Genomic DNA, 16,114 nt, shown 5'->3' on the forward strand with positions numbered 1-16,114 from the left:
GGCCGGAACCACAGGGACGAGTGCGATTCAGCGACCGTTGAACGCGTCCTTCAGCCGTGAGAACAAGCCCTGCTGCCCCGGCTGGAACTGCCCCTGCGGCCGCTCCTCGCCGCGCAGCTTCGCCAGTTCCCGCAGGAGCCTCTCCTGGTCCGGGTCCAGCTTGTTCGGGGTCTGGACCTCGACGTGCACGATGAGGTCACCACGGCCGCCGCCCCGCAGATGCGTGACGCCCCGGCCGTGCAGCGGGATCGACTGGCCGGACTGGGTACCGGGCCGGATGTCGACCTCCTCCATCCCGTCCAGCGTCTCCAGCGGCACCTTCGTCCCGAGCGAGGCCGCCGTCATCGGGATCGTCACCGTGCAGTGCAGGTCGTCGCCCCGCCGCTGGAAGGTCGAGTGCGGCAGCTCGTGGATCTCCACGTACAGGTCACCCGCGGGACCGCCACCGGGCCCGACCTCGCCCTCACCGGCCAGCTGGATCCGCGTGCCGTTGTCCACACCCGCCGGGATCTTCACCGTCAGCGTGCGACGCGAGCGGATCCGCCCGTCACCGGCGCACTCGGGACACGGCGTCGGAACCACCGTGCCGAAGCCCTGGCACTGCGGGCACGGCCGCGAGGTCATGACCTGGCCCAGGAAGGACCGCGTCACCTGCGACACCTCACCGCGGCCGCGGCACATGTCACAGGTCTGCGCGGAGGTCCCCGGCGCCGCCCCTTCACCGTTGCAGGTGTTGCAGACGATGGCGGTGTCGACCTGGATGTCCTTGGTCGTGCCGAAGGCCGCCTCGTCGAGCTCGATCTCCAGCCGGATCATCGCGTCCTGGCCGCGCCGCGTACGCGATCGCGGGCCCCGCTGCGACGCCGTACCGAAGAAGGCGTCCATGATGTCCGAGAAGTTCCCGAAGCCACCGGCGCCGAAGCCGCCCGCGCCTCCGCCGCCCGCCTGCGAGAGGGGGTCGCCGCCGAGGTCGTAGACCTGCTTCTTCTGCGGGTCCGAGAGCACCTCGTAAGCGGCGTTGATCTCCTTGAACCGCTCCTGGGTCTTCGGATCCGGGTTGACGTCCGGGTGCAGCTCGCGTGCGAGCCGACGGAAGGCCTTCTTGATCTCTTCCTGCGACGCGTCGCGGCGCACGCCGAGAACGGCGTAATAGTCCGTGGCCACTTACGACTCCGCCAGGATCTGTCCGACGTACCGTGCCACTGCGCGTACCGCTCCCATCGTTCCCGGGTAATCCATGCGGGTCGGTCCGACCACGCCGAGCTTGGCGACTGCCTCGCCGCCCGAACCGTAGCCGACCGACACCACGGAAGTGGAGTTGAGTCCCTCATACGCGTTCTCATGACCAATACGTACGGTCATGCCCGAATCACCGGCCTCACCAAGCAACTTGAGGAGCACGACCTGCTCCTCCAGTGCCTCCAGGACGGGTCGGATCGTGAGGGGAAAGTCATGCGGGAAGCGGGTCAGATTGGCGGTGCCGCCGATCATCAGCCGCTCCTCGTTCTCCTCGACGAGGGTCTCCAGGAGTGTGGAGAGCACCGTCGAGACCGTGCCCCGGTCCTCGACGTCGAAACCCTCCGGGAGGTCCTCGACCAGTCGCGGCACGTCCGTGAAACGGCGTCCCGCGACCCTGCTGTTCAGCCGCGCCCGCAGATCCGCGAGCGAGCCCTCCCCGAACGGCGCCGGGCAGTCGACCATGCGCTGCTCGACCCGCCCGGTGTCCGTGATCAGCACGAGCATCACGCGCGCGGGGGCGAGCGAGAGCAGTTCCACGTGCCGCACGGTCGAGCGGGTGAGCGAGGGGTACTGCACGACGGCGACCTGACGCGTGAGCTGCGCGAGCAGCCGCACGGTGCGGGCCACCACGTCGTCGAGGTCGACGGCGCCCTCGAGGAAGTTCTGGATCGCGCGCCGCTCGGGCGCGGTCATCGGCTTGACGCCGGCGAGCTTGTCGACGAACAGCCGGTAGCCCTTGTCGGTGGGGATGCGCCCGGCACTGGTGTGCGGCTGGGCGATGTACCCCTCGTCCTCCAGGGCGGCCATGTCGTTGCGCACCGTCGCCGGGGAGACGCCGAGGCTGTGCCGCTCGGTCAGGGCCTTGGACCCGACCGGCTCCTCGGTGCCGACATAGTCCTGGACGATGGCGCGCAGCACCTGGAGCCGTCGTTCACTCAGCATCGCGCACACCTCCAGATGTCGTCCCCTGGGCGTTTCGCCTGGCACTCTGTCCGTCCGAGTGCCAGCCGTTACCGGCCAGTGTACGGCGGTGGGGTACACCCGGGGCAAGGTCGACCCCTGTTGAACGGCTCGTACCGCTAGCGTCGCCGTATGACGGTGACTTGGGAAGAGTTTGGGTGGGAGCGGGTGGCGGCCGGGGTCGGCCGGTGCCGACTGCCCGGCTGGGACTGCACGACGGGGCTGGTCGTCGGGGACGGCACCGCGCTGGTGATCGACTCGGGTTCGAGCCTGACGGAGGGCGCGCTGCTGCGCTCCCAGGCGTCGGCGCTCGCCGGTCACGCTGTGACCCATCTCGCGCTCACCCACCCCCACTTCGACCATGTCCTCGGGACGGCCGCGTTCGAGGGCGCGGAGGTGTACGGCGCGGTGGGCATCGAGACGGTCCTCGGCACCCGGCAGGCGCGCGAGGAGCTGCGGGCGGACGCGGTGTCCCAGGGGCTGGACGCGCACGCGGCGGACGAGGCGACGGCCGCCCTGGTCCCACCCCGGCATCATGTCTCCGGCGAGTGGACGCTCGACCTGGGCGGCGGCCGGCAGGTGCTGCTCGCGAACGTGGGCCCGGGTCACACCGCCCACGACCTCGCCGTGCTGGTCCCCGGCTCCCCCGAGGTGGTCTTCTGCGGCGACCTGGTCGAGGAGTCCGGCGAACCGCAGGCGGGCCCGGACGCCGTACCGTCCCAGTGGCCTGCCGCCCTCGACCGGCTCCTTGACCTGGGCGGCGAGGACGCGCTGTACGTGCCCGGTCACGGAGCGGTGGTGGACGCGGCGTTCGTGCGGGTCCAGCGCGACGCGCTCGCCGCGCGCTTCGGCGTGTCGCCCTGATCACCCGCGCGCTTCTCCTATCGTCATCCGAATGCGCCAGTACTCCGCCGACCTGACCCCTCCCTGGAAGAAGCCCAAGCCCGTCCCCGAGGTCGAGGCGGAGCCCGGCCTGGTGGTGGAGGAGCCCGGCACCGGTTTCTGCGGGGCGGTGATCCGCTGCGAGGCGGGCACGGTGACCCTGGAGGACCGCTTCGGCAAGCACCGCGTGTTCCCGCTGGAGCCGCGGGGTTTCCTCCTGGAGGGCCGGGTGGTGACGCTGGTCCGCCCGTCTTCGTCGGCTCCGGTACGACCGTCCCGTACCGCGTCCGGTTCGGTGGCCGTCCCCGGCGCACGCGCGCGCGTGGCCCGCGCCGGGCGCATCTACGTCGAGGGCCGGCACGACGCCGAGCTGGTCGAGAAGGTCTGGGGCGACGACCTGCGCATCGAGGGCGTGGTGGTGGAGTACCTGGAGGGCGTGGACGACCTCCCGTCGATCGTCGAGGAGTTCGCGCCGGGTCCCGACGCCCGCCTCGGCGTCCTGGTGGACCACCTGATCCCCGGCACCAAGGAATGGCGCATCGCCGAGTCGGTGATCAGCGAACACGCCCTGGTCGTCGGCCACCCGTACATCGACATCTGGGAGGCAGTGAAGCCGTCGTCCCTGGGCATCGAGGCGTGGCCGCGCGTCCCGCACGGGCAGGACTGGAAGACGGGCGTCTGCCGGGCGCTGGGCTGGCCGTCGGACAACACGGGCGCGGTGTGGCAGGCGATCCTGAAGCGGGTGGGGTCTTACAAGGACCTGGAGCCGGAGCTGCTGGGGCGGGTGGAGGAGCTGATCGACTTCGTCACCGCGCAGGAGTGATCAGTCCACCAGGTCCCTGACCACCGCGTCCGCCAGCAGCCGCCCCCGCAGCGTCAGCACCGCCCGGCCTTCGTCGTACGGGCTCTGCTGCAGCAGTCCGTCGGCCAGTGCCCGGCGGGCGGCGGTGAGGCCCGCCGGTTTCAGGAGGTCCAGGGGTACGCCCTCCCGCAGCCGCAGCTCCAGCAGGATCCGCTCCACCCGCCGGTCCTCGTCGGAGAGGAGTTCCCGGCCCGCTCCCGGTGACTTCCCGGCCGCCAGCGCGGCCGCGTACGCGCCCGGATGCTTGACGTTCCACCAGCGCACCCCGCCGACGTGCGAGTGCGCCCCGGGGCCCGCGCCCCACCAGTCGGCGCCCCGCCAGTACAGCTCGTTGTGGAGGCAGCGGCCCGCCTCGGAGGTGGCCCAGTTGGACACCTCGTACCAGTCGTAGCCCGCCCCCGACAACACTTCCTCCGCGATCAGATAGCGGTCGGCGTGGACGTCGTCATCCGTCATCGGGACCTCGCCCCGGCGGATCCGCCGGGCCAGCTGGGTGCCCTCCTCGACGATCAGGGCGTACGCCGAGACGTGGTCCGGGCCCGCGCCGATCGCCGCCTCCAGGGACGCCCGCCAGTCGTCGTCCGATTCGCCCGGGGTGCCGTAGATCAGGTCGAGGTTGACGTGTTCGAAGCCGGCCGCACGGGCCTCCGAGACGCAGGCCTCCGGGCGGCCGGGGGTGTGGGTGCGGTCCAGGACCTTCAGTACGTGCTGTTTCGCGCTCTGCATGCCGAAGGAGATCCGGTTGAAGCCGCCCTGCCGCAGTACGGACAGGTAGGCCGGATCCACCGACTCCGGGTTCGCCTCCGTCGTGACCTCGGCGTCCGGCGCGAGGCCGAACTCGTCGCGGATCGCGCCCAGCATCCGTACGAGATCACCGGCGGCCAGCAGCGTCGGCGTACCGCCCCCGACGAACACGGTCCGCACCTCACGCGGGTCGTCGCCCAGGACCTTGCGGGCCAGGCGGATCTCGTCGATCAGGGTGTCCGCGTAGTTGTCGCGGGAGGCCAGGACACCGCCCGTGCCGCGCAGCTCGGTGGCGGTGTAGGTGTTGAAGTCGCAGTAGCCGCAGCGGGTCGCGCAGTACGGGACGTGCAGATAGAAGCCGAGGGGGCGGGTGGCCGACCCGGTGAGCGCGGACGCGGGCAGTGCGCCGTCGGCGGGGACCGGCTCGCCGTCGGGGAGTGCGGAAGGCATGCCTTCCATTGTCCAGCACCCTCGCGACTGCTCACTCCGCCTGGAGCACCAGCAGCGCCAGGTCGTCCTCCGGGGGCTTGCCGCCGAACTCGTGCACCAGTCTCTTGATGCGCTCCGCGATCAGCTGGGCGCTCAGGCCGGCGCAGCCCGCGAGGGCGGTCGCGAGGCCGTCCGAGTCGTCGAACTGGCGGGAGCCGGAGCGGCGCTCGGTCACTCCGTCGGTGACGCAGAGGAGGGTCTCGCCGGGGAGCAGTTCGAAGGTCTCGCTGGTGTAGGTCTCGTCCTCGATGACGCCCAGGAGGGTCTGCGGGCGGGCGGCGGTGCGGACGTCGCCCTCGGGGCCGAGGAGCAGCGGGAGCGGGTGGCCGGCCGAGGCGAGGGTGACGCGGACGCCGCCCTCGAAGGGGGCCAGCTCGCCGTAGAGGAGGGAGAGGAAGCGGGTCTGCGGGCCGTCACCGGGGCCGGGCGGCTGGACCAGGGCCCGGGCCGCCGCGTCCGCGGCCTCCGTCGCGTCGTCGAGGAGGAGCCGGTTGAGGCGGTCGAGGACGTCGGCGACGCGGTAGCCCTCGCGGGCCAGCAGCCGCAGCCAGGGGCGGGCGAGGCCGATGACGACGGCGGCCTCGGGGCCCTTGCCCTGGACGTCGCCGACGGCGAAGCACCAGCGGCCGTCGCCGGCCGGGAAGAGGTCGTAGAAGTCGCCGCTGGGGCCGCCCTTGTCGCAGGGTTCGTAGACGAGCGCGCTGTGCACCCCGGGGATCTCGGCGACGGCGGTGGGCAGCAGTCCGCGTTGCAGGACCCGGCTGATGGTGGCCTGGCGGGCGTACTGGCGGGCCGCGCCGATCGCGAGGGCCACCCGGCGGCTGAGGTCCTCGACCAGGCCGGTGATCTCGTCGGGGAAGCGCAGCACGCCGGAGCGGCCGATGACGAGGGTGCCGAGCGGACGCCCGCCCGCGATCAGGCGGTAGGCGAGCGCCGTGCCGTGCGCGTCGCGCAGGTCGAGCGCCTGCCCCGGCCAGGGGTACGCGACCGGTCCGCTCCGTAAGTCGCCGGGCGGGTTGGGCGGGTCCTTCTCCAGGGTGCGGCGCAGCTGCTCGATGCGGTTCTCGCTGCCGTGCCAGACGCGGGCCAAGCGCGGCCCCGTACCGCCCGTACCACCCGTACCGTCGGCCGCCCAGCCGCCCGCGCTGTCGCTGCCGCCCGAGCCCCAGCGGCCCATGACCTCGTCCTCCAGCCAGACCGCGCACCAGTCGGCGAGCCGGGGCACGATCAGCTGGCCGGCGAGCGCGGCGACCAGGTTCTCGTCGAGCTGTCCGGCCAGCAGGTCGGAGGCCTCGGCGAGGAAGGAGAGGGCGCCCCGGTTGAGCCAGTCACGGTCCCGCTCGGGGCGCCGGGGTTCCGGGGCGAGGAACTCGGCGACGCCGAGGCCGCGTTCGAGTGCCTGCCGGTCGTCGTACCCGGTTGTCCCGCCGCCGGTGCGCTCCCCCTCCTCCTCGTCCCCGGCGTCCCGCTCCGGGGACAGCCGCGCCCACACCGTCTTGGCGCCCTTGCGGTAGGTGACGCCCCAGGAGTCGGCGAGCGTGGAGACCAGGCGCAGTCCGCGGCCGTACTCCGGTGTCTCGGACGGCGATTCGGTGTCCGAGCCGCGGGGCGCGCGGGAGGGATGGCGGTCGCAGACCTCCAGGACGAGTGCGCCGGTCGGCTCCTCCAGACGGCACGCCACCTCGACGTCGGTGCCCGCGTGCACGACGGCGTTGGTGACGAGTTCGCTGACGATTAGCAGGGCGTTCTCGGTGAGGTCCTCGGTGAGGTGTTCGGCGCCGGGCAGGCCGAGGCGGGTCCAGTCGGTGAGTTCGGTGCGCAGCAGTGCGCGGGCGGATCCGGGCGCGACGGGGCTGCCGGGCAGGGTCGCGTGCGCCCGCGCACGCGGGTGCGTGGAGCCGTAAGGGAGCGCGTGCAGGTGCGCAGGCGCATCGGAGGCGCACGGTGCGGTCTCCCGTTGCGTCGGAATGGCCCCCATCGACAGCTCCCCGAACGGTTCGGACGAATACGCCTCAAGTGATGCCGACAGAGTGACAGACTGGCCACGCCCATAAGCGCCGAGTTACCGAAGTGGGCCACCATGAGTGAGAACAGTGCTACGCGTGTGCTCGAAGACGGACAGAAACCGGAACAAGTCCGAGCATCGGAGCTGCGCCCGCTGCTCGCCGCGATGACCGCCGCACGGGACGGCGACTTCTCGAAGGTGCCGGAAACCGGCCATGGGATGGTGGCCGAGCTGACGGCCGTCTTCAACCAGATCATGGACCGCAACTCCCACTTCGACGGCGAAGTGCAGCGCGTGAAACGGGAGCTGGTGCGGCACGGACGGCTCGACGAGCGGGTCTCGGCGAGCCCGGGGCAGGGCGCCTGGACCGCGCGGGTGAACGACGTGAACCAGCTGCTCGACGCCCTGGTGGCCCCGGCGGCGAACGCGACGCGGGTGCTGGACGCGGTGGCCGGCGGCGATCTCACCCAGCGGGTCGACCTGCACGACGGCAACCGGCAGCTGCGCGGTGATCTGCGGCGGCTCGGCCGGGCCGTGAACAAGATGGTCGACCAGCTGTCGCTGTTCACCGGCGAGGTGACCCGGGTCGCGCGCGAGGTGGGTACCGAGGGGCGGCTCGGCGGACGGGCCAAGGTGACCGGGCTGTCCGGGAGTTGGCGGGATGTGACCGAGGCGGTCAACACCATGGCGTCCCGGCTGACCGCCCAGGTGCGGGACATCGCGCTGGTGACGACGGCGGTGGCGCGCGGCGACCTGACCCGGACGGTGACGGTCGAGGCGACCGGTGAGCTGCTCGAACTGAAGCTCACCGTGAACACGATGGTGGACCAGCTGTCCGCCTTCGCCGACGAGGTCACACGGGTGGCCCGTGAGGTCGGCACCGAGGGGCAGCTGGGCGGGCGGGCCCAGGTGCGGGGCGTGTCCGGTGTCTGGAAGGACCTGACCGACAACGTCAACTTCATGGCCTCGAACCTGACTTCACAGGTGCGGAACATCGCCCAGGTGACGACGGCGGTGGCGAACGGGGACCTGAGTCAGAAGATCACCGTCGACGCCCAGGGCGAGATCCTGGAGCTGAAGTCGACCATCAACACGATGGTGGACCAGCTGTCCGCCTTCGCCGACGAGGTCACCCGCGTCGCCCGCGAGGTCGGCACCGAGGGCAACCTCGGCGGCCGGGCCCAGGTGCGGGGCGTGTCCGGTGTCTGGAAGGACCTCACCGACAACGTCAACTTCATGGCGGACAACCTGACTTCGCAGGTCCGCAACATCGCCCTCGTCTCCACGGCCGTCGCCCAGGGCGACCTCGGCAAGAAGATCACGGTCGAGGCGAAGGGCGAGATCCTGGAGCTGAAGTCCACGATCAACACGATGGTGGACCAGCTCTCCGCCTTCGCCGACGAGGTCACCCGCGTCGCCCGCGAGGTCGGCACCGAGGGCAACCTCGGCGGCCAGGCGCAGGTGAGAGGCGTCTCGGGCGTCTGGAAGGACCTCACCGACAACGTCAACTTCATGGCGCTGAACCTGACTTCGCAGGTGCGGAACATCGCCCAGGTGACCACCGCCGTCGCCAACGGCGACCTGTCGAAGAAGATCACCGTCGACGCGCGCGGCGAGATCCTGGAGCTCAAGGACACCGTCAACACGATGGTGGAGCAGCTGCGCGCCTTCGCCGACGAGGTGACCCGCGTCGCCCGCGAGGTCGGCACCGACGGCCGGCTCGGCGGCCGGGCCCAGGTGCTGGGCGTCTCCGGTGTCTGGCGGGACCTCACCGACAACGTCAACTACATGGCCGACAACCTGACTTCACAGGTGCGGAACATCGCCCAGGTGACCACCGCCGTCGCCAACGGCGACCTGTCGAAGAAGATCGACGTGGACGCGCGCGGCGAGATCCTGGAGCTGAAGACCGCCATCAACACGATGGTCGACACGCTGTCCTCCTTCTCCTCGGAGGTGACGCGCGTCGCCCGCGAGGTGGGCTCCGAGGGCCAACTCGGCGGCCAGGCAAGGGTCGAGGGCGTCTACGGCACCTGGAAGCGCCTGACGACGAACGTCAACGAACTCGCCTCGAACCTGACCACACAGGTCCGCGCGATCGCCGAGGTGGCCTCCGCGGTGGCCCAGGGCGACATGTCCCGCTCGATCACGGTGGAGACCCAGGGCGAGGTCGCCGACCTCAAGGACAACATCAACCTGATGGTGTCCAACCTCCGCGAGACCACCCGCGCCAAGGACTGGCTGGAGTCCAATCTGGCCCGGCTGGCCGCGCTGATGCAGGGCCACCGCGACCTGATGGAGGTCGCCGACCTGCTGCTGCGCGAGCTGACCCCACTGGTGAACGCCCAGTACGGGGCGTTCTTCCTGGCCGACCCGGAGGAGGACGGCGCGGCCCTGCGCACAACCGTTCCTGCGAAGGGCCTCGCGTTCATCGCCGGATACGGCTCGGCCCAGGGCGCGACCGTCGAGACCGGCGGCCTCCCGGTGCACGGCCTGGTCCGCCAGGCGGCCCGCGAGAAGAAGCGGATCCTGGTCGAGGAGACCCCGCCGGACTACATCAAGATCAACAGCGGGCTGGGGGAAGCGGCACCCACCAGCGTCGTGATCATCCCGATCCTCTTCGAGGACAAGCTCCTCGGCGTGATCGAGCTGGCCTCCTTCTCCCGCTTCTCCGACGTCCACCTGGCCTTCTTCGACCAGTTCGTGAACACCATCGCCGTCGCGATCAACACGATCATCGCCAACTCCCGGACGGAGTCGCTGCTCGGCGAGTCCCAGCGCCTGGCCATGCAGCTCCAGGAACGTTCCGACGAACTCCAGATGCAGCAGACGGAGTTGCAGCGCTCCAACGCCGAACTGGAGGAGAAGGCGGCCCTGTTGGCCACCAGCTCCCAGTACAAGTCGGAGTTCCTGGCGAACATGTCGCACGAACTGCGCACGCCGCTCAACTCGCTGCTGATCCTGGCCCGGCTCCTCTCCGACAACCCGGACGGCCATCTCTCCGACCAGGAAGTCCAGTTCGCGACGACGATCCACCGCTCCGGCTCCGACCTCCTGCAACTGATCAACGACATCCTCGACCTGTCGAAGATCGAGGCCGGCCGGATGGACGTACGCCCGAAGCGGCTGCCGCTGATCAAGCTGCTCGACTACGTGCACGCCACCTTCCGCCCGCTCACCCTCGACCGGGGGCTCGCCTTCGACGTGTCGGTCGGCGAGGACGTGCCGCGCGAGATGTACTCCGACGAGCAGCGCCTCCAGCAGATCCTGCGCAACCTGCTGTCCAACGCGATCAAGTTCACCGCGTCGGGCCGGGTGGAGCTGCGCGTCAACCGGCTCACCGACACCGAGGGCCGCTGGCGGTCCCCCCGCTCGAGCGAAGTCGAGAGTGGGGGCGTCCGCGACAGCGAGGAGGTCATCGCCTTCTCCGTCACCGACACGGGCATCGGCATCGCGGCCGAGAAACTCCCGGTGATCTTCGAGGCGTTCCAGCAGGCCGACGGCACCACCAACCGCAAGTACGGCGGCACCGGCCTGGGCCTCTCCATCAGCCGCGAGATCGCCGGCCTGCTCGGCGGCCGTATCGTCGCGGAGAGCGAGCCCGGCAAGGGCTCCACCTTCACGCTGTACGTGCCCGTCGTCAGCCCCGGCCACTCGGCGACCGGTCCGGTGCCCGAGGATCGTCCGCTGCCGGTGCCGGAGCAGTTGTCGAGCGAGCCGTACACCGCCACGCACGACGTGGACGACTCCTGGCCGGCCCCGACCAAGCTGGAGGCGTGGAAGTCCGGGCGGGCCGGTCAGGTGCTGCCCGGGCGGCGGGTGTTGATCGTCGACGACGACATCCGCAACGTCTTCGCCCTCACCCATGTCCTCGGCCGCGTCGGCATGCCGGTCCTCTACGCGGAGAACGGCCGCGAGGGCATCGAGACCCTGGAGCGCAACCCGGACGTGGAACTGGTCCTGATGGACATCATGATGCCGGAGATGGACGGTTACGAGACCATCGCCGCCATCCGCCGCACCCCCCGCTGGACCGGCCTGCCGATCGTCGCGCTCACCGCGAAGGCGATGCCCGGCGACCGGGAGAAATCCATCGCGCGGGGTGCCAACGACTACGTACCGAAGCCGGTGGACGTCGACCAGCTGCTGACCGTCGTGTGCGCGCTGCTCGATCCGGAGAGCGCGGTTCACGAGGACCAGGCGGACGTCGAGGAGGCGGCGGCGACGCCGACGCCCGAAACTGAATGAGGCACAGTCACCATGAGCGCTGAGGCAACGACCATCGAGCGGGCCAGCATCCTCCTCGTCGACGACATGGAGGACAACCTGATCGCGCTGGAGGCCGTCCTGGGGTCCCTCAACGAGCCGCTCGTACGCGCACGTTCGGGCGAGGAGGCGATGAAGGCACTGCTGCGGCAGCAGTTCGCCCTGATCCTCCTGGACGTGCGCATGCCGGGCATGGACGGCTTCGAGACCGCCGCCAACATCAAGCGGCTCGACCAGACCAAGGACGTCCCGATCATCTTCCTGACCGGCGCGGAGGACGACTCCGGCTACGCCTTCCGCGGCTACGCCACCGGAGCCGCCGACTATCTGACCAAGCCCTTCGACCCTTGGGTACTACGAGCGAAGGTGACCGTGTTCCTGGACCTGCACCGCAAGAACCTGCAGCTGGAACGCCTGCTGGCCCAGGAGCAGTCGGACTACGAAGAGGTGAACGCGAGACTCGCCGAACTGGAGGAACAACTGGACGGCGACGAGCCCCCGGACCTGGACACCTTGCGGAACCGGATCCGGGAACTACGCCAACTCCTCGACAGGGGCCGCCCCTAAGGGCTCTACGCCTTACGCCTCCCGGGCGCCCGCGTACATCTCGTCGATGAGGTGCTTGTACTCCCGCTCCACCACCGGGCGCTTCAGCTTGAGGCTCGGGGTGATCTCGCCGTGTTCGACGTCGAGGTCGCGGGGCAGGAGGCGGAACTTCTTGATGGTCTGCCACTTCTGGAGGCCGGCGTTGAGTTCCTTGACGTAGGCCTCGACCATGGAGACGGTGGCGGGCGCGGCGACGATCTCCGCGTACGACTTGCCCTCCAGGCCGTTCTCCTTGGCCCATTCCAGGATGGACGGCTCGTCCAGCGCGATCAGGGCCGTGCAGAAGTTCCGGTCGGCGCCGTGCACCAGGATGTTGGAGACGTACGGGCACACCGCCTTGAACTGACCCTCGACCTCGGCGGGCGCGATGTACTTGCCGCCGGAGGTCTTGATGAGGTCCTTCTTGCGGTCGGTGATCCGCAGGTAGCCGTCGGGCGAGAGCTCGCCGATGTCGCCGGTGTGGAACCAGCCGTCGGCCTCCAGCACCTCGGCGGTCTTCTCCGGCAGCCCGTGGTACCCCTGCATGATGCCGGGGCTGCGCAGCAGGATCTCCCCGTCGTCGGCGATCCGCACCTCGGTGCCGGGCAGCGGCTTGCCGACCGTACCCGTGCGGTACGCCTCGCCGGGGTTCACGAAGGAGGCCGCCGAGGACTCCGTGAGGCCGTAACCCTCCAGGACGTGGATGCCGGCGCCGGAGAAGAAGTAGCCGATCTCGGGCGCGAGCGCCGCCGAGCCGGAGACGCAGGCGCGCAGGTTGCCGCCGAACGCCTCGCGGATCTTGGCGTACACCAGCGCGTCGGCCGTCTTGTGCTTGGCGCCCAGCGCGAACGGCACCGAGGCCGTCCCGGTCCGGCGGAAGTTGTCCTGCGAGACCTTCGCGTACTCGCGCGCGACCCCCGCGGCCCACTGGAAGATCTTGTACTTGGCGCCGCCGCCCGCCCGGGCCTTGGCGGCGACCCCGTTGTAGACCTTCTCGAAGATGCGCGGAACGGCCGCCATGTACGTCGGCTGCACGACCGGCAGATTCTCGATGATCTTGTCGACGCGGCCGTCGACGGCGGTGACGTGCCCGACCTCGATCTGACCCGAGGTGAGCACCTTGCCGAAGACATGCGCGAGCGGCAGCCACAGGTACTGCACGTCCTCGGCGCTGATCAGGCCGGTCGCGGCGATCGACTTCGCCATGTACGACCAGCTGTCGTGCGCGAGCCGGACACCCTTGGGCCGGCCCGTGGTGCCGGAGGTGTAGATCAGGGTCGCGAGCTGGTCCTTGGTGATCGCGCCGACCCGTTCCCTGACCAGCTCGGGGTCCTTCTCCAGACGCGCGGCGCCCCGGGCCTCCAGCTCGGTGAGGGTGAGCACCCAGTCGCTGGTCTCGACGCCGGCCGGGTCGATCACCACGACGTGGGTGAGCGCGGGCAGCTCGCCGCGCTTCTCGACCGCCTTGGCCAGCTGGGCCGCGTCCTCGGCGATCAGCACCCGGCTCTCGGAGTCGGAGAGGATGAACGCCGACTCGTCGGCGTTGGTCTGCGGGTAGACCGTGGTGGTCGCCGCACCGGCGCACATGATGCCGAGGTCGGCGAGGATCCACTCGAGCCGCGTCGAGGCGGCCAGGGCGACACGCTGCTCGGGCTGCACGCCGAGCTCGATGAGACCGGCCGCGATCGCGAAGACCCGCTCGGCGGCCTGCCCCCAGTTCAGCGACTTCCAGGCGTCCGGGCCCTCACCGGAGGCCGACGGCACCGGGTAGCGGTACGCCTCGGCGTCCGGCGTGGCCGAAACGCGCTCCAGGAAGAGGTTCGCCACGCTCGGCGGACGGTTCTCGATCAGGGTCTGTGTGTCGCTCACGACATCCTCCGGGCCCGCGGCAGTGCGGCTGGCTCAATTGCGGCTGGCTTCACGCAGTAGCGTTTGTTTAACTCGCGAGTAACTATCGAGCAGAGATCAGACTAGAGCCCGACCGGCCGGTTCGTAAGGGCTCTCGGCCTGTCACTTCGTACAGAGAGCGACGCTACGCACGCGTAGGGGCCCGTCGCGCTTTCGCACGACGGACCCCTGTTCTGCCCGGTTTGGACCTCAACCGGGTGTAACCCGCGGTTACTTCTTGCCCTTGGCCGACCCCGCGCTGTCATCGCTGGAGAGCACCGCGATGAAGGCCTCCTGCGGAACCTCCACGGAACCCACCATCTTCATCCGCTTCTTGCCCTCCTTCTGCTTCTCCAGCAGCTTCCGCTTACGGGAGATGTCACCGCCATAGCACTTGGCGAGGACGTCCTTGCGGATGGCGCGGATGGTCTCGCGGGCGATCACCCGGGAGCCGATGGCGGCCTGGATGGGCACCTCGAAGGCCTGCCGCGGGATGAGCTCGCGCAGCTTGGCGACGAGCCGCACACCGTAGGCGTAGGCCGCGTCCTTGTGCGTGATCGCGGAGAAGGCGTCGACCTTGTCGCCGTGCAGCAGGATGTCGACCTTGACCAGGCTGGAGGTCTGCTCGCCGGTGGGCTCGTAGTCCAGGGAGGCGTAACCGCGCGTCTTGGACTTCAGCTGGTCGAAGAAGTCGAAGACGATCTCCGCGAGGGGGAGCGTGTAGCGGATCTCGACGCGGTCCTCGGAGAGGTAGTCCATGCCGAGCAGGGTGCCGCGCCGGGTCTGGCACAGCTCCATGATCGAGCCGATGAACTCGCTCGGGGCGAGGATCGTGGCGCGTACGACGGGCTCGTACACGTCGTTGATCTTGCCCTCGGGGAACTCGCTAGGGTTGGTGACCGTGTGCTCGGACCCGTCCTCCATGAGTACGCGGTAGACCACGTTCGGCGCGGTCGCGATCAGGTCGAGCCCGAACTCGCGCTCCAGCCGCTCACGGATCACGTCCAGGTGCAGCAGGCCGAGGAAGCCGACGCGGAAGCCGAAGCCGAGGGCGGCGGAGGTCTCCGGCTCGTAGACCAGCGCGGCGTCGTTGAGCTGGAGCTTGTCCAGGGCGTCGCGCAGCTCGGGGTAGTCCGAGCCGTCCAGCGGATACAGCCCGGAGAAGACCATGGGCTTGGGGTCCTTGTATCCCCCGAGCGCCTCGGTCGCACCCTTGTGCAGGCTGGTGATGGTGTCACCGACCTTGGACTGGCGGACGTCCTTCACCCCGGTGATGAGATAGCCCACCTCACCGACACCGAGACCGTCGGCGCCGAGCATCTCCGGCGAGTTCGTGCCGATCTCCAGCAGCTCGTGCGTGGCGCCGGTGGACATCATCCGGATCCGCTCGCGCTTGTTGAGCTGCCCGTCGACGACCCGTACGTACGTCACGACGCCGCGGTAGGAGTCGTAGACCGAGTCGAAGATCATCGCGCGGGCGGGGGCGTCCGCGACGCCGACCGGTGCCGGGATCTCCCTGACCACCTTGTCGAGCAGCGCGTCGACGCCGAGACCGGTCTTGGCGGACACCCGCAGCACGTCGTCCGGGTCACAGCCGACGAGGTTCGCGAGCTCCTCGGCGAACTTCTCGGGCTGCGCGGCCGGCAGGTCGATCTTGTTGAGTACGGGGATGATCGTGAGGTCGTTCTCCATCGCCAGGTACAGGTTGGCGAGGGTCTGGGCCTCGATGCCCTGGGCGGCGTCGACGAGGAGGACGGTCCCCTCGCAGGCGGCGAGCGACCGCGAGACCTCGTACGTGAAGTCGACGTGCCCGGGGGTGTCGATCATGTTCAGGATGTGCGTATTGCTCTTGTCATGGGTCGGAGCCCACGGCAAACGCACCGCCTGGGACTTGATCGTGATGCCGCGCTCTCGCTCGATGTCCATCCGGTCGAGGTACTGAGCACGCATCTGCCGCTGCTCGACGACGCCGGTCAGCTGGAGCATCCGGTCGGCGAGAGTGGACTTGCCGTGGTCGATGTGCGCGATGATGCAGAAATTGCGGATCAGAGCCGGGGCGGTACGGCTCGGCTCGGGCACATTGTTAGGGGTCGCGGGCACGCAGGGTCCTGTCTCTTGAGGCGCCTTGTGCCTCGGGTCGGATCGATACGTAGGCTCCATGGTCCCACGGGCGGCGACCGGGAACCGTTTTGGGC

The 16,114-nt window shown here is 69.9% G+C and carries 10 protein-coding genes; 4 read left to right on the forward strand and 6 right to left on the reverse strand.

What is annotated here, in order from left to right; all coding sequences use genetic code 11:
• Positions 1-27: 27 nt before the first annotated feature.
• Together dnaJ and hrcA are read right to left on the reverse strand one after the other, a co-directional pair.
• Positions 28-1,164 (reverse strand): molecular chaperone DnaJ, encoded by a 1,137-nt coding sequence (gene dnaJ, locus ACQEWB_RS16465; RefSeq protein WP_432831562.1) that lies wholly within the window; start codon positions 1,162-1,164, stop codon positions 28-30.
• On the reverse strand, positions 1,165-2,181 hold the full coding sequence (hrcA, locus tag ACQEWB_RS16470) for a heat-inducible transcriptional repressor HrcA (RefSeq protein WP_432831564.1): 1,017 nt from the start codon (positions 2,179-2,181) through the stop codon (positions 1,165-1,167).
• Between the two features lie 150 nt (positions 2,182-2,331).
• Here hrcA and ACQEWB_RS16475 point away from each other — a divergent pair, with 150 nt between their 5' ends.
• Positions 2,332-3,063, forward strand: coding sequence for an MBL fold metallo-hydrolase (locus ACQEWB_RS16475; RefSeq protein WP_432831566.1), 732 nt, complete (start codon positions 2,332-2,334; stop codon positions 3,061-3,063).
• 31 nt (positions 3,064-3,094) lie between these two features.
• Positions 3,095-3,904, forward strand: a complete 810-nt coding sequence (locus ACQEWB_RS16480; protein WP_432831568.1) for a DUF3097 domain-containing protein — start codon at positions 3,095-3,097, stop codon at positions 3,902-3,904.
• On the opposite strand, the gene hemW is transcribed toward ACQEWB_RS16480, so the two are convergent.
• The gene (gene hemW / locus ACQEWB_RS16485) at positions 3,905-5,137 is read right to left on the reverse strand and encodes a radical SAM family heme chaperone HemW (RefSeq protein WP_432831570.1); all 1,233 of its coding nucleotides are present in this window, start codon (positions 5,135-5,137) and stop codon (positions 3,905-3,907) included.
• Positions 5,138-5,168: 31 nt separating this feature from the next.
• The gene (locus ACQEWB_RS16490) at positions 5,169-7,154 is read right to left on the reverse strand and encodes a SpoIIE family protein phosphatase (protein ID WP_432831572.1); all 1,986 of its coding nucleotides are present in this window, start codon (positions 7,152-7,154) and stop codon (positions 5,169-5,171) included.
• A gap of 102 nt (positions 7,155-7,256) precedes the next feature.
• Here ACQEWB_RS16490 and ACQEWB_RS16495 point away from each other — a divergent pair, with 102 nt between their 5' ends.
• A complete protein-coding gene (locus ACQEWB_RS16495) occupies positions 7,257-11,429 on the forward strand; it encodes a HAMP domain-containing protein (RefSeq protein WP_432831574.1) in 4,173 nt (1,390 codons plus the stop codon).
• A gap of 12 nt (positions 11,430-11,441) precedes the next feature.
• Positions 11,442-12,014, forward strand: a complete 573-nt coding sequence (locus tag ACQEWB_RS16500) for a response regulator (RefSeq protein ID WP_432831576.1) — start codon at positions 11,442-11,444, stop codon at positions 12,012-12,014.
• Positions 12,015-12,026: 12 nt separating this feature from the next.
• Here ACQEWB_RS16500 and ACQEWB_RS16505 read toward each other — a convergent pair whose 3' ends face one another.
• On the reverse strand, positions 12,027-13,901 hold the full coding sequence (locus ACQEWB_RS16505) for an AMP-dependent synthetase/ligase (RefSeq protein ID WP_432831578.1): 1,875 nt from the start codon (positions 13,899-13,901) through the stop codon (positions 12,027-12,029).
• Positions 13,902-14,150: 249 nt separating this feature from the next.
• Positions 14,151-16,019 carry a translation elongation factor 4 gene (gene lepA, locus ACQEWB_RS16510; protein ID WP_432831580.1) on the reverse strand — a complete coding sequence of 623 codons (1,869 nt, stop codon included), beginning with the start codon at positions 16,017-16,019 and terminating at the stop codon, positions 14,151-14,153.
• Positions 16,020-16,114 lie beyond the last annotated feature (95 nt).

Origin of the sequence: Streptomyces sp. CA-249302 (assembly GCF_050936785.1) — a bacterium.
Classification (GTDB): domain Bacteria; phylum Actinomycetota; class Actinomycetes; order Streptomycetales; family Streptomycetaceae; genus Streptomyces.

Bases quoted from the DNA above. Each gene is read 5' to 3' on its own strand.
- hrcA (WP_432831564.1), bottom strand. From the start codon at position 2,181: ATGCTGAGTGAACGACGGCTCCAGGTGCTGCGCGCCATCGTCCAGGAC.
- ACQEWB_RS16475 (WP_432831566.1), top strand. From the start codon at position 2,332: ATGACGGTGACTTGGGAAGAGTTTGGGTGGGAGCGGGTGGCGGCCGGG.
- ACQEWB_RS16480 (WP_432831568.1), top strand. From the start codon at position 3,095: ATGCGCCAGTACTCCGCCGACCTGACCCCTCCCTGGAAGAAGCCCAAG.
- hemW (WP_432831570.1), bottom strand. From the start codon at position 5,137: ATGCCTTCCGCACTCCCCGACGGCGAGCCGGTCCCCGCCGACGGCGCA.
- ACQEWB_RS16490 (WP_432831572.1), bottom strand. From the start codon at position 7,154: ATGGGGGCCATTCCGACGCAACGGGAGACCGCACCGTGCGCCTCCGAT.
- ACQEWB_RS16495 (WP_432831574.1), top strand. From the start codon at position 7,257: ATGAGTGAGAACAGTGCTACGCGTGTGCTCGAAGACGGACAGAAACCG.
- ACQEWB_RS16500 (WP_432831576.1), top strand. From the start codon at position 11,442: ATGAGCGCTGAGGCAACGACCATCGAGCGGGCCAGCATCCTCCTCGTC.